This window comes from Geminicoccus sp. (assembly GCF_036263595.1).
Taxonomy (GTDB): domain Bacteria; phylum Pseudomonadota; class Alphaproteobacteria; order Geminicoccales; family Geminicoccaceae; genus Geminicoccus.
Genome location: NZ_DATAGQ010000200.1, coordinates 1 through 19,117 on the forward strand (window position 1 = coordinate 1; position 19,117 = coordinate 19,117).

Annotated in this window: 17 protein-coding genes; 9 read left to right on the top strand and 8 right to left on the bottom strand. The window is 67.1% G+C overall.

Annotated elements, in window-relative coordinates; translation table 11 throughout:
- Positions 1–159 precede the first annotated feature (159 nt).
- Entirely contained in the window at positions 160–489 is a 330-nt protein-coding gene (locus tag VHL31_RS21590; protein WP_329663307.1) for a hypothetical protein, read from the bottom strand.
- A 628-nt stretch (positions 490–1,117) separates the two neighbouring features.
- On the opposite strand from VHL31_RS21590, the gene VHL31_RS21595 reads away from it, so the two are divergent.
- Positions 1,118–2,449, top strand: a complete 1,332-nt coding sequence (locus tag VHL31_RS21595) for a hypothetical protein (protein ID WP_329663308.1) — start codon at positions 1,118–1,120, stop codon at positions 2,447–2,449.
- A gap of 67 nt (positions 2,450–2,516) precedes the next feature.
- Here the strand turns inward: VHL31_RS21595 and VHL31_RS21600 are convergent, their stop codons facing one another.
- From VHL31_RS21600 to VHL31_RS21620, 5 genes are all read right to left on the bottom strand, one after another.
- Positions 2,517–3,398 carry a hypothetical protein gene (locus VHL31_RS21600; protein ID WP_329663309.1) on the bottom strand — a complete coding sequence of 294 codons (882 nt, stop codon included), beginning with the start codon at positions 3,396–3,398 and terminating at the stop codon, positions 2,517–2,519.
- A gap of 147 nt (positions 3,399–3,545) precedes the next feature.
- Positions 3,546–3,866: a hypothetical protein gene (locus VHL31_RS21605; RefSeq protein ID WP_329663310.1), complete on the bottom strand. Its 321-nt coding sequence runs from the start codon at positions 3,864–3,866 to the stop codon at positions 3,546–3,548.
- Positions 3,863–5,194 carry a phenylacetate--CoA ligase family protein gene (locus VHL31_RS21610; RefSeq protein WP_329663311.1) on the bottom strand — a complete coding sequence of 444 codons (1,332 nt, stop codon included), beginning with the start codon at positions 5,192–5,194 and terminating at the stop codon, positions 3,863–3,865. Before VHL31_RS21610 ends, VHL31_RS21605 begins: the two co-directional genes overlap by 4 nt.
- 75 nt (positions 5,195–5,269) lie before the next feature.
- The gene (locus VHL31_RS21615) at positions 5,270–6,268 is read right to left on the bottom strand and encodes a zinc-dependent alcohol dehydrogenase family protein (RefSeq protein WP_329663312.1); all 999 of its coding nucleotides are present in this window, start codon (positions 6,266–6,268) and stop codon (positions 5,270–5,272) included.
- Between the two features lie 91 nt (positions 6,269–6,359).
- Entirely contained in the window at positions 6,360–7,346 is a 987-nt protein-coding gene (locus tag VHL31_RS21620) for an amidoligase family protein (RefSeq protein WP_329663313.1), read from the bottom strand.
- Positions 7,347–7,546: 200 nt separating this feature from the next.
- On the opposite strand from VHL31_RS21620, the gene VHL31_RS21625 reads away from it, so the two are divergent.
- Genes VHL31_RS21625 through VHL31_RS21635 form a run of 3 tightly spaced genes read left to right on the top strand, consistent with a single transcriptional unit; the run spans position 7,547 to position 11,681 of the window.
- Entirely contained in the window at positions 7,547–8,938 is a 1,392-nt protein-coding gene (locus VHL31_RS21625) for a cytochrome c (RefSeq protein ID WP_329663314.1), read from the top strand.
- A complete protein-coding gene (locus VHL31_RS21630; protein ID WP_329663315.1) occupies positions 8,929–9,429 on the top strand; it encodes a (2Fe-2S)-binding protein in 501 nt (166 codons plus the stop codon). The genes VHL31_RS21625 and VHL31_RS21630 overlap by 10 nt, the downstream gene beginning before the upstream one ends.
- A complete protein-coding gene (locus tag VHL31_RS21635; protein ID WP_329663316.1) occupies positions 9,426–11,681 on the top strand; it encodes a xanthine dehydrogenase family protein molybdopterin-binding subunit in 2,256 nt (751 codons plus the stop codon). Before VHL31_RS21630 ends, VHL31_RS21635 begins: the two co-directional genes overlap by 4 nt.
- Before the next feature lie 10 nt (positions 11,682–11,691).
- On the opposite strand, the gene VHL31_RS21640 is transcribed toward VHL31_RS21635, so the two are convergent.
- Entirely contained in the window at positions 11,692–13,170 is a 1,479-nt protein-coding gene (locus VHL31_RS21640; RefSeq protein WP_414653797.1) for a mannitol dehydrogenase family protein, read from the bottom strand.
- Between the two features lie 174 nt (positions 13,171–13,344).
- On the opposite strand from VHL31_RS21640, the gene VHL31_RS21645 reads away from it, so the two are divergent.
- The gene (locus tag VHL31_RS21645) at positions 13,345–13,641 is read left to right on the top strand and encodes a putative quinol monooxygenase (RefSeq protein WP_329663387.1); all 297 of its coding nucleotides are present in this window, start codon (positions 13,345–13,347) and stop codon (positions 13,639–13,641) included.
- A 13-nt stretch (positions 13,642–13,654) separates the two neighbouring features.
- On the opposite strand, the gene VHL31_RS21650 is transcribed toward VHL31_RS21645, so the two are convergent.
- On the bottom strand, positions 13,655–15,115 hold the full coding sequence (locus tag VHL31_RS21650; protein WP_329663318.1) for an MDR family MFS transporter: 1,461 nt from the start codon (positions 15,113–15,115) through the stop codon (positions 13,655–13,657).
- Between the two features lie 145 nt (positions 15,116–15,260).
- Here VHL31_RS21650 and VHL31_RS21655 point away from each other — a divergent pair, with 145 nt between their 5' ends.
- From VHL31_RS21655 to VHL31_RS21670, 4 genes are all read left to right on the top strand, one after another.
- Positions 15,261–15,797: a ferritin-like domain-containing protein gene (locus tag VHL31_RS21655; protein ID WP_329663319.1), complete on the top strand. Its 537-nt coding sequence runs from the start codon at positions 15,261–15,263 to the stop codon at positions 15,795–15,797.
- A gap of 80 nt (positions 15,798–15,877) precedes the next feature.
- The gene (locus VHL31_RS21660) at positions 15,878–17,032 is read left to right on the top strand and encodes a sulfotransferase (protein ID WP_329663320.1); all 1,155 of its coding nucleotides are present in this window, start codon (positions 15,878–15,880) and stop codon (positions 17,030–17,032) included.
- A 108-nt stretch (positions 17,033–17,140) separates the two neighbouring features.
- Complete coding sequence (crtI, locus tag VHL31_RS21665; RefSeq protein ID WP_329663321.1) at positions 17,141–18,703, top strand: phytoene desaturase family protein; 1,563 nt, start codon at positions 17,141–17,143, stop codon at positions 18,701–18,703.
- Positions 18,700–19,113 carry a DUF2141 domain-containing protein gene (locus VHL31_RS21670; protein WP_329663322.1) on the top strand — a complete coding sequence of 138 codons (414 nt, stop codon included), beginning with the start codon at positions 18,700–18,702 and terminating at the stop codon, positions 19,111–19,113. Before crtI ends, VHL31_RS21670 begins: the two co-directional genes overlap by 4 nt.
- Positions 19,114–19,117: the final 4 nt, after the last annotated feature.

Here is a 19,117-nt window from a genome sequence, read left to right on the forward strand (position 1 = left end):
ATGCCGCATGACGGAGGCTCACGATCCAGGACAAGTCAGCCAGGTGCCGCTAGTCGATGCGCACGGGCGGATCCCGGAGTACCAGCAGGAGGAGGACCGCCCGGGTTTCCGCCTTCTGCCTCGCCGTACGGGCAGGAGACATTGCGGGGGCCTGGCTGCTCACGACTTCTCCTGATCGACGGCCCGTGGCGGCACCGGGTCGACTGGCCGCGGTCCTTTGCGACGCTCCACGGCGACCGTGTCCCCGGCAGAATTTCGCCGCCGCTCCACCACCGGCCAGAAGGCTGGACACTGCCAGATCTCGTCCGGCTCCGGCACGATCATCCAGACCTGATTGGGATGAGGTGCGTCCAGGAAGCGGCGGCAGTGCGCCCTCGCATGGCATACCACCCCGTAGGACACGCCGGCACATCTCGCCTGGTGCGGTCCGAGCCGACCATCCTGAAGGTCCTTGGTCGGCTGTGCCTCGGGTCCGGCACGCCGTTCCACGACATCCTGACCGGGGCGTCGTCCGCTTCGCCTTTCGCGGACCGGCCAGAATGCCGAACACCGATGCATGTCCTGCCCGTCGGGCGGCGTCATCCAGACCTGATTTGCTTGAGCCGGGTCCATGAACCTACGGCAATAGCTGCGCGCTCCGCACGTGGCTCCATCCTTCTCGCCGACGCAGCGCGCCTGTGACGCAGAAAGGAGAGGAGGGCCACCTTTAACTTGCGACATCAGGAAACCAAAACGATAGAACGCAATCGCTAACAAACATTACAATTCTTCTCTACTTCATCAAATCATTGAGAAAGACATAAAATCTTTGCTTAAATTTTCTCTCTGCTCTTCCTGAATTGTTCAGTGTACTTTACTCAGCTGGTGAAGCCAACCGGACAATCCTGACGCGTCCAGGCCCACTGGTCGACGGCCGATCTGGTCTGGAGGCGGGCTTGGGCCGAGCCCGGACACGGATGCCCTGATAAAGAGGCCTGTCTAAGTACCGGATTACAACCTGTCTGCGGCATCAGGAAGCTGGTCTGGCCCTTGAACCAGGCCTGTGGCAACTTAGCGCGCGGGATGTGGGAGTGGGCCTCCGCCCAGCTAGAAGCAATCCGGAAGAGGGGTGAGACGCATGGGTGTTGCGCCGGGGCTTTCGGATGGACCGCTTGCTGCCGTATCAGGTCTCGCTCCCACCACCATGCCGGCTGTCGAGGCCGAACCATCGCCCGTCACCGACACTGCCACGGTCCGCCCCGTGGAACTGGACGACCTGCCGGCCATCTGGCGCTTCTGCAGCCGGTACTACGACGTGTTTCACGGGTGCAGCTTCGACGACTTCCGGGCGGTCTGGCATCATCGCTGGCTGGACAATCCAGCCGCACGCGCGGATCAGCCGAAGGGTTGGCTTCTGGAGAACGACGCGGCGGACGTGGTTGGGTTCGGCGGAATCGTTCCGATGCGCATCAAGATCGGCGCGCAAGCCCATACAGCCATGTGCGGCGCCAATTGGTATGTCCAGCAGGCCTACCGGCGGCACAGCCTCGCTCTGTTCAGACGGTACAGGTCGCTCGCGGCCGAGCACGTGGTGCTCTCGACCAGCCTGTCGTCCGCGGCTGCCGCCGTTCACGCGCGGGCGATGCTGCCCATTCCGGTCAAAGACATCGACCAGGCGCTCTGGTGGATCATCGATTCCAGGCGGTTCTTCGACCTGAAGCTGACGCAACTGGCCGGCACCAGCCGTCCATGGGCGCTGCTGGCCGCGGCCAAGCCGGCTTTGGGACTGGTGGGAATGGCATGGCCGGCGCTGCTAGGATTCGTCAGCGACCCGCAGCATCGCGTGCTGCCCTGGCTCGCCCGCGCCAGGATCGCCTTCGACGTCCCGCCGCTTCCGGTCGAGCTTTCAACCGGGTTCGGCGACGAGTTCGACCTGTTCTGGCATGAGCATCGGCAGCGCTACGACGTCACGATGGAGCGCACGAGCGCTTTCCTGGATTGGCGCCACCGTCAGCTTCCGAAGGCCGCCGGCCGAGCCTTCGTCCTCGCTTGTCGGGACCGGGGCCGGTTGGTGGGCTACGTTGCACTTCAGACGCCCGGCACGCGCAGCGATCGCCAGATCCCCGGCTGCTTCAACGTCACCGACCTCGTCTATCCGGCCGAGCGCCCGGACGTGCTGGGCAACCTCATGAACGCCGCGTTCCGCTTCGCCGTGGAGCATGGCGGCGTCGTGCTCAAGCTGTCCGGCTTCCACCCCGAGGTCCGGGCTGCGCTGGCCAGCCAGCGACCCTGCGTCATCGAGCCCGACATGCTGCAGAGACTGGCGCGGGGCACGGTGGGGCAACGGGTCTTCGCCCGCCTGGGCCGAGCCCGCCGGACCAAACGCGCCGCCGGGCGCGGCAGCGGTGGCTCTTACTGGTACAAGAATCCGGATCCGGCCCTGGCCGACATCTGTGCCGGCGGCACCTAGTGGCCGTCCGGCATCGACGGCACCAGCAACTTCTAGCCTCACCCTCGCATATTGGCGGCAGTTCCAGTCAGCCGTCTCCAGCTACGCCCAGGAACTGCGTCCAGCGTTGCGCGGCCGCCTGCGCGGTACGGTCAAGCACCATGGCGGCACAATAGCCATGGGCCAGGCAGGAAGTGTTGTAGGGAAGCACGCCGTCCCGCCGGTCTGGCCGGAGCAGTTGCTGATCCAGCCGGCTGGCGAGCCGGGTAAACGATCGGGCACCGCTCGCGGCAAAGCCGGCGACGAAGGCCCCTGCATCCTGACCCGCAGCCGCCCACCACCGTGTAGCCAGGCCGACGGGATAGCAGGCGCCATTGATGCGCGCGTTCAGTTCCGCGAAGAACAGCGCCGGCTCACCGGCCTGTTCATCAAGATATTCGCAGAAGTCACATCCCACCCACCCGGCATAGCCTTCATGCTGCAGGCGCCGACCCAGTGCGAGGGCATGGTCGATCATCTCGTCCAGCAGCACGGCCGTGGAAGGGAAACGGTTCCCGGCGTGGCTCAATCCCCCGTCCAGGATCTGGTCGGTCGCGGCGACGAAGCGCACGGCCCGATCGGGATCGGCAGGAACGAACACCAGCACGTTCGGGCTGACATTCACCTCGTGGAAGCAGTCGACAAGATAGCAGTCCTCGCTCCGATTGGCCGCCCAATCCAAGGTTGCTGCCAGGTCGGGTGCGCCGGCGACGATCCTGGTGGAGGAACCTGATGCACCGTTGCAGCCGCGCAGCAATGCCCGGCGGCCGAACTGAAGCCAGTGCACGATGGCAAGCCGCAGCGGCTCCACGCTCCTGGGCAGCCCGAAGGCACCCGGCTCCAGCCAGACGACCTCGCCCGATGCCAGTGGCACACCGAGGTCCTGAGCCATCTTCCGCTGGACGTCCTTGCGGTTCATCCTGGCGGTCACCGCCGCATCACCCAGTAGATCGACCTGACAGCCGGCCAGCCGCCCCAGCCGGCGCGCCAGTTCGAGTTCGCTGCCCCCCGACAGGAACGGCTCGATCAGGACTCTCCCGTTGTCCGGCAGGCGGCGAGCCAGTCTGGCCAGCGCCGCCTAGTCCAGCAGCAGTTCGTCCACCAGACCCGCTGCGCGCCCATCCAGCTCCAGCTCGATCAGGTTTGGGGCAGCCGGTCCGATGCGCAGCTCCTGAAGATAGGCCGTAAAGGCCCAGTCGACGGCACCGTGCGTCACCACCAGGTCATCCGCACCGGCGATCAGCAGCGCGCGCTGGTCATAGGCATCGATGCCGCGATGGTGCGCCCGCACCTCGTCGATGCCTGCCAGGGACGAGGTGGCATGCAGCAAGACACGCCGGGTGCCGGCTCTGGGCAGCGTTGCCGACAGATCCAGCCGCTGGCGCAGCGGCACGCTCACCCGACCTGCTCCGAGCGATGCCACGCGGAGCCCTGCCCCGCCTTCACCATCGATCGCGCCAGGTGGAACTTCCCACCGGGACCAGGCTCAATCCGCTCGACCAGTTCTGTGCGCAGCCGCGCGTCGCTGCCCAGCGCCCGCGCCGCCCGCCGCTCGAACTCAGCCAGCCGCCCACGGTCGAACTCCGGCCCGGGCACCATGAAGAACACGACCTCGTCCTCGGCCTCCTGGACCAGCTGGTAGTGCCGCACCCAGCGGAACGCGTCCTCCTTCAGGTCGCTCAGGATCTCGTAGGGATGCAGCAGGCGCCCGCCGGGCAGACGGAACAGGTCGAGCATGCGCCCCTGGATCGTGTCGATCTTGCTGAACGGCTTCCCGCAGGGACAGGTCTCGCTCCCGCGCGTCACGAGGTCGCCCAGCCGGTAGCGGATCAAGGGCATGGCCTGGGCATGCAGGCTGGTCAGGACGACCTCCCCCCGCTCGCCCGGAGCCACCGGCCGGCCGTCCTGCACCACCTCGAGCAGCACTGAATCGTCGCAGACGTGGAAACCGCCACTGGAACGGCACTGCCAGGCCACGAGGTTCATCTCCCAGCAGCCATAGACCTCGTAGACCGGTGCCTGCCAGCTCTCCTCGATCTGCCGCCGCCGTGCCTTGGTCAGCACCTCGCCGCCTGTTGCCAGGAACCGGGGCCGGATGTCGGTCCGGCCACTCTGCTGCAGCGATTCACCCAGCCTCGCCATCATGCCGGGGTAGGTCCCGATCATGCCGGGCCGCAGCGCTGCGAGTTCCTGCAACAGCTCGTCGGGAGGTGCACTCACGTCCAGGACATGATTGCGCCAGCCGAGCGCTCGCAGCAGGCTGCCGACCGGCTCGACCTTGGGCTCCGGCCGCTTGCTCATGGCCGCGATCCGCACGAACCGGTCGCCCAGGCGTTGCCCGAGGTCGCGCTGCGCCCGCAGCCAAAAGAGCTGGTGCAGCCATTTCTCGCGGCGCGAGCGATAGAGCACGAACGGTTCGCCGGTGGAGCCGGTCGTCTGGATTCGCTTGAGCCCCGCAGGATCGACGCCTTCCGCGAGTACCCGCTCCACGGGCTGGTGGCGCAGATCGTCCTTGCTGGAGATCGGGAGCCGCACGAGATCGGCCAGCCCACGGATCTGCGCTGGTGCCACACCATGCCGGTCGAACAGTTCGCGGTAGTAGGGCACCTGCGCGTGGGCATGCGCCACGACGTGCCGGAGCCGCTCTTCCTGGAAAGCTACCAGCTCCGCCCGCGACGGCCAGGGCGACGCTCCAATGGCCCGTGCGATCGTGCGCGCCTGATCCATCGCGTCCCTCCTCCTTGGCCCTCTCCGCCTGGGCCCGAGGAGCGTCCCGGGCCCGTTCCGTCGGGGCGCTTCGAATCAGGCGGCCGCGTCGTACTGGATCTTCATGGTGCCGGTCTTGAGCGGCGAGATCATCTGCCGGGCGATTTCCTCCAGCGGCAGGCGATGCGAGACCAGCGCTTCCGCCTTCGGACCGAGCTTCTCCAGCACGGCGATCGAATCCGGCAGGTTGTCGGACACGGCATGGCTGCCGATCAGGACAAGTTCGCGGCGGAACACCTCGTAGGGGCTGAGCGCGATCCTGGCCGAGGGGGCGCACACCCCGAAGAACAGGATGGTGGCACCGTCCCGGGCGAACGCGGGCATGCGGCCGGCCACCTCGGCGACACCGGTGCAATCCACCACCATGTCGAACCCGTCGCCCAGGGCTTCGGGCTGCAGATCGCGGCCATCCACGGCGGCAGCCGCGCCGAGTTCCAGGGCGCGTTGGCAGCGTGACGACTCGAGGTCCACCATCGTCACGTCGCCGACCCCGCGTGTCTGCAGGCCCAGCATCATCATCAGGCCGATCGGGCCGGCACCGAACACCAGCACCCGCATGCCGGGCCGCACCCGTGCCCGGGCGATGCCATGCATCACGCAGGCGAACGGCTCCGCCAGCGCCGCGACATGGAAGGGCAGGTCGCCCACGGAATGCACGTTGGCGGCAGCCACGGTCATGTAGGGCGCAAAGCCGCCATTCGTGGTAGCGCCATAACCCTTCAGGTTGGCGCAGAGGCTCGGACGTTTCGCCAGGCAGGCCCGGCAATGGCCACAGGGGATCAGCGGGTCGACCGCGACCCTGGCACCGACCGCCACGCCCTGCACCGACGCCCCCTTGGCCACGACCGTCCCGGCGATCTCATGGCCAGGCACGACGGGATAGGCGCATAGGTAGCGCCCGTGCAGGATGTCGAGATCGGTATGGCAGACGCCAGTCGCCGCGACCTTGACCAGGACCTGGTCCGCCTGGGGTTCCGGATCCGGAATCCGCTCGATCCGGGCGATGCCCTGTTCCCTGAACACCAGCGCTTCCATGTCCCGCTCCCTGATCTTGTGCTTTTCCGGGTGCTGCCTGCGTGCGCGTTGTCAGGTGATGTCGTCAATCCCCACGGTTCGATGAGCCGGTTCAACCCGTGCCGTTGTGGACCTGGGCCAACTGCAGCCAGGCGTTCTCGCTGCCGTCGAACCGCAGATAAGCGCTGCTCAGTGCTGCCAGCCGGTTGGGATCCTCGGCCAGTCGCTCGACCGCAAGCCAGCGATTCCAGGCCGGCATCATGCTCCAGCCAGGCTCGCCCACGAAGGCTCGTGGCAGGCGGTAATGGAGAGCCGGGCGGCTGCCGATCTTCTCGTAGGGAAGGCGCGCCCTGACGCGGGCCTCGTCGAAATGCTGAAGGACCGGCAGCAGATCGAGGGCTCGGTCGCGGGTAGGGTTGGCCCGCAGATAGTCGTCGGTGAAGGCGACGAGGTCGGGACGGTAGTCCGGTGCCATCACCTGGCGGACATAGGTGCGCGGGAACGAGCCGGGCATGAACATCGCGCGCCCAACCTCTCCGGCCGTCTCCCGGCGCAGCCAGGGCTCCAGCAGCAAGAATGCCCTCAGAAAGGCAAGGATCGTCGTCACGTCCAGCCGGAACAGGCCGATGTTGAAATGGAGGCCGAGCGAGCCGAACCGGGTCCGGCCCCTTCCGCGTGCGCCGGCCTCGCGCAGGATGGCGACGGCCCCGTCGACCTCGGCCAAGCGCTGCACCGGCAGGGGCGACAGGATCAGTTCCCTGGGCACGAAGCCGGCCAGCACATGCCCGAGCAGGGCGGCGCTCCAGCGTCCCATCCGCAGAGGCAAGGAGGCATTGTGGGCCTGCGGATGGACGTAGCGGACATCCAGTTGCACCGACAGGTCGCCCAGGCGGCTGCCGTGCACCGAAAAGGCATGCGGATCCTCCTGCACCAGATGGCCGCCCAGCCCAGCCTGGAGTGCCCGCGCGGCGGCTGACGCCCGCAGGCCGGTGAACTCGACTTCGACGCCTACCTGCCGGGCCGGTCCCGCGGACAGCAGGGACATGCCGGCCACGGAGGGAGCCGCCGGATCGAAGGTCGACGATGACGCCTTGTTCATGCTGCTTATGTGGGCGGCCTGGACCGAATCGCCATCGGGATGGCGGACGTTCCTATCCGGTCGGAACCATGGCTGCGCCGGCATCGTTGCTTCTTCGTTCAGCAGGGAGGGCGTCCGGTGTCTGGTCACGAAGGTCCATGCAAATCCGGGACGGCGCGGATCGGGCCGCTGGGCCGCCATCCCGTTGTCGGTCCGGCAACGTGACGGCGCTGCGCCTCTTCCTGGCACTCCTGTTGGTACTGGTTGTCGGCTGCATCGGCTTTGTCGCCTATGGCTGGCGATCGGAGATCGACCCGGTGGCCCGGCCTGGACAGCCTGACCCAGCCCTCGTGCAGCGTGGCGCGCAACTGGCGGCCATCGGCAACTGCAATGTCTGCCATACCGCACCGGGCGGCGAGCCCTTTGCCGGCGGCCTCGCCCTGCCCACACCGTTCGGCACGATCTATTCCACGAACATCACGCCCGATCGCGAGACCGGCATCGGCACCTGGTCGGCGGAAGCTTTCATCCGCTCGATGCGCGAGGGCGTCGACCGGGAGGGCAACCATCTCTATCCGGCCTTCCCCTACGACCATTTCACCCTCGTCACCGACGAGGACAACCGGGCGCTCCATGCCTATCTGATGACCCGCGAGCCGGTGCGCTACGTGCCGCCGCCGAACGAGCTGCCCTTCCCGCTCGACAACCGGCTGCTGGTCGCCGGATGGAAGCTCCTGTTCTTCGACGAGGCTGACCATCAGCCGGACTCCGGACAGGACGAAGCGTGGAACCGCGGGCGCTACCTCGCGGAGGGCCTGGGCCATTGCGGGGCCTGCCACACGCCGCGCAATCGCCTGGGTGCCGAGCAGGAGGACCGCCACTTCGACGGCGCGGAGATCGAGGGATGGCATGCCTATGCCATCGATCAGACGTCGGCGGCACCGATCCCCTGGAACGTGGACAGCCTTGCCGACTATCTCCGCCGAGGCTGGCATGCCGAGCATGGCGTCGCACGCGGACCGATGGCGCCGGTGACCGCCAATCTTGGCTCGGTCGACCCTGCCGACGTCCGCGCCATCGCCACCTATGTGGCCGCCACGATGGGCGATCCGGGGCCGGAGCGGCTCGCACGGGCCGAGCAGGTCCGTGATGCCGCAAGCGGCACCGGCCGCCTCGCGCAATCGGCCGACAGCCTGGCAGTTCCTGCCACGGCTGCGTCGGACGACGTAGGCGCCGCGGTCTACGCAAGCGCCTGTGCCATCTGCCACGAGAGCGGACGGCCCTTGCCCTTTGGCGGGCTCGACCTGCACCTGAGTACGGCCGTCAACGGACCAAACCCGCAGAACATCATCAACGTCACCCTATTCGGCCTGCCGGCCAGCGAAGGCGAAGCTGCCCCCGTCATGCCGGGCTTCGCCGGCACGCTCAGCCAGCAACAGCTGGTCGCCCTGATGAACCACCTGCGCGGCAGCTTCAGCGAACAACCGGCCTGGACGGATGTCGAGGAGCGGGTGGCACGGACGCTCAGCGGCGAGCAGCCGGTGAGCATCTACACGTCGGACGGCATGCAGCATGCACCCGCGACCGGGATGAGGACGAAGCCATGGCCGTGACCTTGAGCGTGAACGGACAGAGCCACACAGTGGAGTCCGAGCTCGATACGCCGCTCCTCTACGTCCTGCGCGATGATCTCGGGCTCAACGGCGCCAAGTATGGCTGCGGCCTGGGCCAGTGCGGCTCCTGCACCGTCTTGGTCGACGGCGCGCCCGTGTTCTCCTGCGTGACGCCCATCCTCCTCCTGGAGGGCCGCGAGATCACGACGGTGGAAGGCCTGGGCACGGTGGACGAGCCGGGGCCGATGCAGCGTGCCTTCATCGAGGAGCAGGCTGCCCAGTGCGGCTACTGCATCCCCGGCATGATGATGCGGGCCCAGGCCCTCCTCGAGCGCAATCCCTCGGCTGGCGATGCCGAGATCCGGGCGGCGCTGGAGCCGAACCTGTGCCGCTGCGGCACCCATATGCGGATCCTCAAGGCCGTGCGCCGGGCCGGGCAGCTCATGCAGTCGGCGGCGGCACCCGGAGCGAGCGAAGGAGCCGCGTCATGACCGGCCTTGGTATCGAGCGCCCGACCCGCCGCGGGCTGCTTGCCGGCAGCGGTGCCTTGATCGTCAGCTTCTCCATGCTCTCGCGGGCTTTCTGCCAGGAAGGCGAGGTCCAGAATGTCGGCCGCGAGCCGGAAGTGGCCCCCGAACTGCCGGGCAGCCTGTCTGAGGACCCCATCCTCGACAGCTGGATCCGGATCGATCCCGACGGCGGCATCACCGTGTTCACCGGCAAGGCCGAACTCGGCCAGGGGGTGAAGACCGCGATCATCCAGATCGCGGCGGAAGAGCTGGAAGTCGATCCCGCCGCCATCGAGCTGGTCACCGCAGATACCGGCCGCACGCCCAACGAAGGTTTCACCGCGGGCAGCCAGAGCATGCAGAACAGCGGCACCGGAATCCGGCATGCCGCCGTCCAGGTCCGCGAGATCCTGATCGGCCAGGCGGCCGGCCGCCTGCAGCTCGGCGTCGACCAGCTGCGGGCAGAGGCCGGCGCGGTGGTCGCTCCCGATGGGCGCCGCCTGCCCTACGGCGAACTGGTCGAGGACCAGCTTCTCCACATCGAGGCCGTGCCGCAGACCAGGCTGAAGCCCACCGACCAGTTCCGGATCATGGGCACCTCCATGCCGCGGGTGGACATCCCTGCGAAGGTGACCGGTGGCCCGGCCTATGTGCAGGACATGCGGCTGCCTCGCATGCTGCATGCCCGCATCATACGCCCGCCCAGCTACCAGGCCCGCCTGCTGGAGTTCGATGCGGCTCCGGTCGAACAGATGCCCGGCGTGGTCTCGATCGTGCGCGACGGCAGCTTCCTGGCGGTGGTCGCGGAAAAGGAGTTCCAGGCGATCAAGGCCATGCGTGCCTTGAGTACCCGCGCCCGCTGGCAGGAAGAGGCCTCCCTGCCACCTTCGGCAGATCTCCCGCAGCTCGTGCGCGACATCCCCGTCCACGAGGACGGAATCGTCGCCGAGGTGCTGGCCGCACCGGTGGGCGTGGAAAAGACCTACGAGGCGACCTTCACCCGCCCCTACCAGATCCACGGCTCGATCGGCCCGTCCTGTGCCGTGGGCCTGTTCGAGAACGGCGTGATGACGGTCTGGACGCATACGCAGGGTGTCTATCCCGATCGCAAGGCCATCGCCGAGATGCTGGGCATGCCGCCCGAGCAGGTGCGCTGCATCCATACTGAGGGTTCCGGCTGCTATGGCCACAACGCTGCGGACGACGCGGCCGCCGATGCGGCCCTGCTCGCCCATGCCGTTCCCGGCCGTCCCGTACGCGTGCAATGGATGCGCGAGCAGGAGCATGCCTGGGAGCCCTTCGGCCCCGCCATGGTCACGCATGTCCGCGCCGGCCTGAACAGCTCCGGCCGGATCGCGGAATGGAACTACGAGCTATGGAGCAACACGCACACGACCAGGCCAGGCCCGGCCGGTGCGTTGCTGGCGGCCCGGCATCTGGCCCAGCCGTTTCCTCCGCAGGAGCCCAAGCTCCAGATCACGCCGTCCGGCAATGGCGACCGCAACGCCGACCCGCTCTACACCATCCCGAGCAAGCGAGTGGTCTGGCACTTTCTGAAGGACATGCCGCTGCGCGTCTCGGCGCTCCGGGCGCTTGGCGCCTACGCGAACGTGTTCTCGGTCGAGAGCACCATGGACGAGCTGGCAATCATGGCCGGGGTCGACCCGGTGGAGTTCCGCCTGCGGCACCTGGACGACCCGCGCGCCCGCGACGTCATCGTGAAGGCCGCAGAGCAGTTCGGCTGGGCGACGACGACCATGCCGCCCAATCACGGCCGCGGCATCGGCTTTGCCCGCTATAAGAACCACGCAGCCTACCTGGCCCTCGTCGTGGAGGTCGAGGTGGAGCGTGACAGCGGACGTCTGCGGATCGTCCGAGCCGTGGCGGCCATCGACAGCGGCGAGATCGTCAACCCGGACGGCATCCGCAACCAGACCGAGGGCGGCATCCTGCAGGCGGCCAGCTGGACGCTCTACGAGGCGGTAAGCTTCGACGACACTCGCATCACCAGCATCGACTGGTCGAGCTACCCGATCCTGCGCTTCGGCGCCGTGCCGGACAGCATCGAGGTCCACATCATGGACCGCCCCGGCGAGCCGTTCCTCGGCACGGCGGAAGCGGCCCAGGGACCCACAGCCGCGGCGATCGGCAACGCCCTGCGGGATGCCACCGGCAAGCGTTTCACCGACCTTCCCCTGAACCGGGCAAGGGTGAAGCAGTTGATCGGCGCTTAAGCCCGGTACCTCAGTCGACGACCGTCTCGATCGTCGCGAGCAGCCCGCGCTCATCGATCATGCGCCGGTAGCCCACGAAACTCGCCACGAAGCCTGGATGCTGCTCCAGCTTCAGCGGCAGGAGCGTGCTGATGCGTAGCGGCGCCGTTGGATCGGGATCCAGAGCCAGCGCCCGATCCGACGGCCCCAGATTGGGTTCGATCGGATCGAAGCGCTGGCCGCGGTCGTCGATGCCACCGAGGTAGCGTGCGAAGCCGGCCAGCATGACCGCCAGGCGCCGGTGGTCCCGGTTCCCGTCCAGGCAGGTCCTGATCGTCTCGGACAGGAATACCGGGATCTTCGAGCCACTGTCCGAGGTCAGGCGCGCCAGCTGGTCGTTGATGGCGGGATTCGCGAAGCGCTCCAGCACGATGTCCCGGTAGCGGTCGAGCGGCATGTCGGGCGGTGCCGTGAGCAGCGGGATCACGTCCTGGTTCAGGAAGGTCCTGAGCAGGGTCAGGACGCGCGCATCCGCCATCGCCTCATGGACGAAGGTGTAGCCGCCGACCTGGCCTGGGTACGACAGCATGATGTGCGAGGCGTTGAGCATGCGCAGCTTGATCTGCTCGTAGCCCTTCACATCGTGGGTGAACTGCACGCCCACCTTCTCCAGCGCCGGCCGGCCATTGCAGAACCGGTCCTCCACGACCCACTGGATGAAATCCTCGGCGAAGATCGGCGCCCGGTCCTCGACCCCGGTCATCTCGTTCAGCCGGCGGATGTCGGCCGGCAGGACGGCCGGGGTGATCCGGTCGACCATGCAGGCGGGAAAGGCGACCTGTGCCTCGATCCAATCAGCAAGATCGGGATCATGGGCGCGGGCGAAGGCCAGGACCGCCGCCTTGGCGACCTCGCCATTGTGCTGGAGGTTGTCGCAGGACAGCACGGTGAAAGGCTTGGTGCCGGCAGCACGCCGCTTCGCCAGCGCCATCGTGATGAAGCCGAACACGCTCTTCGGCCGGTCCGGGTTCGCCAGGTCGTGCACGATATCGGGCGCATCCAGCCAAAAGGCGCCGGTCTTGTCGTCGATATTGTAGCCGCCTTCGGTGATCGTCATCGACACGATGCGGATGGCGGGATCGCTGAGGCGGGCAACTGCCGCCGCCGGATCGGCCGGTGCGAACAGGTACTCGACGATCGAGCCGATCACGCTGCTGGTGGGTTGGCCGGACGGCGGGAAGACGCTCAGCGTGTAAAGGCCGGCCTGGGCCTGCAGGGCCTCCGCCTTGGCCCGCTCGGCCGGACTGTCGACGATCCCCACCCCGAGGATGCCCCAGCCCTCCTGGTCCGGCAGGGACAGGCACTGGTCCAGGTAGACTGCCTGGTGGGCGCGGTGGAAGTTGCCCACGCTCAAGTGCGCGATGCCTGGGGACACGCGGCTGCGGTCGTAGGACGGGCGGCCGATCCGCTCCGGCAGGTTGGACAGCGTGTCCTGGCCCAGCGCCACCATCATGCTTCTCCCCCGATCCAACGGCTATGCTCTCGCCGTCGACTCTATGGCGGATGGCCGCCATCGTCACGCCCGCCAGGACAGGCGATGCATGCCGGGGCCTTGTGCCGGTTCGGGATCGCCGGCAGGAACGGCCCGTTCGCGCGACACAGGGAGGTACGAACGTTGCCCAAGATGACGATCATCGTCGAGTTTGACATCCTGGAAGGCCAGGAAGCCGAGTTCACCCGCCTGATCAGCGAACATGCGCGCCTGACCCGGGAAGAGGAGGAAGGCTGCCTCCGATTCGAGGTGATCAAGCCCATCGAGCGCGACGGCACCCCGATCCCCAACAAGCTGTTGGTGAACGAGCTCTATGCCGACGAGGCGGCGCTGACCCGGCACGAGCAGAACCCGCGCATGCCGGGTCTGCGCGAGCAGACCGGACCGCTCCTGGCCGGCCGGCGCCTGATCCTGGCTGAGGAGAGCTGAGCCGGCCACTGTTCTAGGCGGTCCGCCGGAAAACGCGCTGGACCGGGATCAGCCAGGCGGTGAGGCAAGCCAGCACCGCCATGACCAGGATCCCCCAGAACGACAGGTGCAGGGAGCGGTCCAGAACGCCCTGCACCTGCAGGTTGGCGGCGGCAGTGGCCAGTCCGTTCCCCCCTTCCAGCACGGCATGGACCTGCGCCTCCAGGCCACGGGATGCGTAGTGCGCGATCCCGTAGTTCAGGATGGCACCCAGCACGGTGGCGCCGAGCGTGTTGCCGAGGCTGCGGGCGAACAGGTTGGACGAGGTGGCGCTGCCGCGGGCCGACCAGTCGACGCTGTCCTGGATCAGCACGATGCTGGTGATGCTGAGCGTACCCATGCCGAAGCCCATGATGAACGAGCCGATGCCGGCCAGTGCCACGTGGCTGCCCGGGGCCAGCAGCAGCAGGAAGGCCGCCCCGATCGGGAAGACGACGGCACCGAAGCGCAGCGTGTTGCGGATGCCGAACGTCCGGTAGAGCCGGCCGGAGATGCTGACGGCGAGCGGCCAGCCGATGATCAGCATGGTGAGCGTGAAGCCGGCCAGCATGGGCGAGCGGCCAAGCACGCCCTGGACATAGAGCGGCAGCACCGTGGTGAGCCCGATCAGCGCCATGCCAGCCAGCACGGTGGCGCTGTTGCAGGCGGCGATCAACGGGCGGCTCCACAGTTCCAGGGAGATCATGGGCTCGGGTGCCCGCTTCTCGTGCCAAAGGAAAAGGCCGCCGCCGACGACGAAGAGCAGGCCGAACGGGAGGAGGAAGCTGATGGATGCGCTAGCCTCGGTCAGGATGACCAGGAGGGAGACGATCGCGATCGAGAAGAGGGCTGCACCCAGATAGTCGATCCGGTGCTCCCTTCGTTCCACACGCTCGTGGAGGAACATGAGCAGGCCGGCGATCGCGAGCAGGCCGAACGGGATGTTCGCCCAGAAGATCCAGGCCCAGTGCATCCGCTCGACGATCAAGCCACCCGCCAGCGGCCCGATGACGGCGGAGGAAGCCCAGACTGCGGACAGGACGCCTTGGACCTTGCCGCGCTTTTCCAGGGAGTAGAGGTCCCCGACGATCGTCACCGTGATCGGCTGGATGGCGCCCGCCCCCAGCCCCTGCAGCAGCCGGAACACAATCAGGGACGGCATCGACCAGGCGAATCCGCAGAGCAGCGAGGCCAGGAGGAACAGCGCCACGCCGCCGATCAGCATGGGCTTGCGGCCGAAGATGTCGGACAGCTTGCCGTAGATCACGGTCGTCGTGGTCTGGGCGAGCAGGAAAGCCGAGAACACCCAGCTGTAATAGGCAAAGCCGCCGAGCTGGCCGACGATGTGGGGCATTGCGGTCGCGACGATGGTGGCCTCGATCGCGACCATGAACGTGGCCAGGATGATGGCCGCGATGATGTACGGGCGTCGCGAGATGGACGCATCGGCGGACATGGCATTCCTTGCGGGCTTCGATATGGAAGCCTGACATATGTTCCAGGACATCGCCCGGGTCGACCTCCATGCGGTGGATCCAGGGCAGGAACTTCCTGTTCGGGGAGTCGTTGAGCAGCCGATGCACCAGCTTCGGAGGCCAAAGATGGCTGCGACTAAAGAGAAGACCCTCAACGACGCCTTCTACGAAACGCTCAAGGACGTATTCTATGCCGAGCGCCAGTCCGTGCGGGCACTGGGCAAGGCTGCGAAGAACGCCAAGTCCGACCAGCTGAAGCAGGCGTTCGAGAAGCACCGTGACGAGAGCGCCAACCAGGTCGAGCGCCTGAACCAGGTCTTCGAGATGCTGGGCAAGGCTGCCCGTGGCAAGACCTGCGAGGCGACGCAGGGCCTGCAGGCCGAGATGGAAGAGGATCTCGAGGACTTCGGTGACAGCCCGGCCGGCGATGCCGTCCTGATCGGTGCTGCCCAGGCCCTGGAGCACTACGAGATCGCGCGCTACGGTACGCTCAAGACCTGGGCCTCGCAGCTCGGCATGACCGACGCCGCGCGCCTGCTCGACGAGACGCTTCAGGAAGAGAAGCGCACCGACGAGCTGCTCACCCAGATCGCCGAGCAGTCGGCCAACCAGGAAGCCGAGCAGGGCGGTCAGGCGTCGCAGCGCAAGTCGACCAAGAAGTAAGGCTCCGCCTAGCACGAGGCCAGGTCCGGCTGCAGTCAAGCAGGCTGCAGCCGGCTCCCATGTCGGGGTAGAGTGTGCGGTTGATCGAGTTGCCGAAGGCAGCCTCCCGTGGCCGCGGCCGGGCGCATCGGGTATTTCATCCGCTGTCGGGTGCCGATCTTAGCACCCTCCTGAAGGTATGGATAAAGGGCGGCTCGCCGTCGCTGCAGAGGTGCCATGTTCCCTGGGTGGCGCTCGCCTCAGCCCTCGGGCGGCTGCCGTTCACGGCGCTGGAAAGCCTGGCACGTCATACCCTGCTCGACACCGCCTGCCTGCCCGCCCCGATCTTCGTGGTAGGCTACTGGCGCAGCGGCACCACCCATTTTGCCAATGTGCTCAGCCGCTGGCAGGGTCTGGGCATGCTGCCGCCCATTGCCGTCGGCCTTCCCCACGAAGCGCTGGGGCTGGCACGGCTGGCGGCTCCCTTCATCGAGCAATTCTATCCGAAGACGCGGCTGATCGATCCGGTCCCGTTGGGACCTGAGCTGCCGCAGGAGGACGAGCTGGCGCTCGCCAACATGTCCTCCTTGTCGTTCTACCACGGAATCTATTTCCCGAGGCATGCGCGGGAATGGATCGACCGGGGCCTGTTCTTCGATGGCGCCACGCCTTGCCAGATCGAGGCCTGGAAGCGCGCCCTGCATGACTTCCTGACCGTCATGACGATCCACCAGGGCCGCCGCCCTGTGCTCGTCCGCAACCCCGCCCACAGCGCGCGCGTCCCCCTGCTAAGATCGCTTTGGCCGAACGCGAAGTTCATCCACCTTTATCGCGACCCCTATGTCGTCCAGGCGTCGGCCAGCCGCATGTTCCGCACCTTGTTTAGGGAGCTGGCCCTGCAGGAGAGTGACGTCGACACGGACGATCTGGTGCTGCGCACCTATCCGCGGATGCTGACGACCCTGCTGCGTGATGCGGAGCAGCTTCCAGCCGGCAGCTTTGCCGAAGTGCAGTTCGAGGCGTTCGAGCGAGATCCGATCGGCCAGTTGCGGCGTATCTTCGACGAACTGGGGCTTGAGGGCTTCGGCGAGGCGAAGGTTGCGTTTGCGGCCTATCTCGAGACGGTGAAGTCTTATCGGAAGGCAGACCATCATCTCGATGTCGAGATGGTGCGACGCATCGAGAAGAACTGGCAGCCGGTGCTTCAGCGGTGGAGCTATCCGGCACCGTCGCACGGCCCTCTCGTCCAAGGCTGACGGTGTTCGCCTTCGCCGCGAACCGGCCGGCCGGATTCGTCCTCCTGCCGAACGCCTTGCCAGGGCAACGGCAGGGACTAGGTTGCGTGCTGGGGAGGCGATCGACGCATGGGCGGAAGCAAGCGAGCCAGGGTCGCCGTGGTCGGTGCCGGTCCGGGAGGACTGTCGGCAGCCCTGATGCTGGCCCGCGCCGGCGTGGAGGTGACTGTCTTCGAGAAGGCCGGCCAAGTCGGCGGACGGACCAGGACGATCGAAGCGCCCGGCGGCTACAGGTTCGACCTGGGCCCGACCTTCTTTCTCTATCCCCGCGTGCTTCGTGAGATCTTCGCCGCCTGCGACGCCGACCTCGACCGGATGGTCGAGCTCAAGCGCCTCGATCCGCTCTACAAGCTGATCTTCGAGAGCGGCGGCGAGCTTCGGGCCTCGGCCGATCCGGAGCGACTGCAGCAGGACGTGGCCGCACTCTCCCCCCATGACGCCGGGCGCATCCAGGCCTACCTCGCCGACAACAGAAGAAAGCTCACGGCCTTCCGGCCGATCCTGGAACGCCCGTTCACGAAGCTCACCGACTTCCTGGCGCCCGACGTCCTGGCCTCCTTGGGCAAGCTCCGGCCATTCACCTCGGTCGACCAGGACCTCAGGCGGCATTTCGACGACCCGCGTGTCCGCCTGGCCTTCTCCTTCCAGAGCAAATACCTGGGCATGTCGCCGTTCCGCTGCCCCAGCCTGTTCACCATCCTGAGCTTTTTGGAGCACGAGCACGGCATCTTCCATCCCATGGGCGGCTGCGGCGCCGTGTCGGAGGCGATGAAGACGCTGGCGGAGCGCATGGGCGTGCGCTTCATGCTGGGCACCGACGTGGATCACATCGAGTACCGGTCCGACAAGCCCGTCGCCGTGCACGCCAAGGGCAGCCGGCACGAGGCCGATTCGGTGGTGATCGGCGCGGACTTCGTCGGCAACATCCGCAAGATCGTGCCCGAGCGCTACCGTGCCCGCTGGAGCGACGCCAAGATCGAGCGGGCCCGCCTGTCCTGCTCCACCCTCATGTTCTATCTCGGCATCGAAGGCGGCGTGGACGGCCTGGACCACCACACGATCCTCCTGGCCGAGGACTACGAGCGCAACATCAAGGAGATCGAGGACGGCATCCTGCCGATGCAGCCCTCCATCTATGTGCAGCATGCCGGCTTCACCGATCCAGGCATGGCACCGCCCGGCCATACCAGCCTGTACGTTCTGGTGCCCGTGCCCAACCTGCGCGCCGGCATCGACTGGCCGGCCGTTCTCCCCTCCTATCGGCAGCACGTGTTCGAGCGGCTTCGGCGGATGGGCCTGGAGGACCTGGAGCGGCGCATCCGCTTCGAGCGGGTCGTGACGCCCCAGCAATGGCAGGCTGAGTACGCGGTGGGCCAGGGTGCCACCTTCAACTTGGCCCACGACCTCCTGCAGATGCTCTGGTTCCGTCCGCACAACCGGCTGGCGCCGGGAACCTACCTGGTGGGCGGCGGCACCCACCCGGGCAGCGGGCTGCCCGTCATCTTCGAAGGTGCGCGGATCACCACGAAGCTTCTTCTCGATGATCTGGGCATCGACCATGCTCGTATGCCCATCCTGGACGAGGCACCGCTCGCCGATGCGGGCGAGCCGAAGGCGGAGGCTGCGGCTTGAGACTTGCCATCGCGGGCTTAACCATCCTGGTCGCCTTGCCCGCCTCCGCGGCGACGCTGACCGTCCAGGTCACGGGTATCCAGAGTGGGCAGGGCAAGATCAACGTCGCGGTCTGCAATGGCGGGTTCGACGTCGAAGGCTGCCCCTATGGTGCCCTGCTTCCATCCACCCCGCCGTCCATGGACGTGGTGTTCCCGGATCTTCCGGACGGGCGCTACGCCATCGCCGTCTACCATGACGAGGACGACAGCGGCGAGCTCAACAAGAACGTGCTGACCCTCCCGACCGAGCCGTACGGCTTCAGCAACGACATCGGTCGGACGGGCATGCCGACCTTCGCCGATGGGCTCGTCGACGTGCAGGGCGACACCACCATCCAGGTCACGGTCAAGCCGTTGTTCGGCGGCTAGGGGT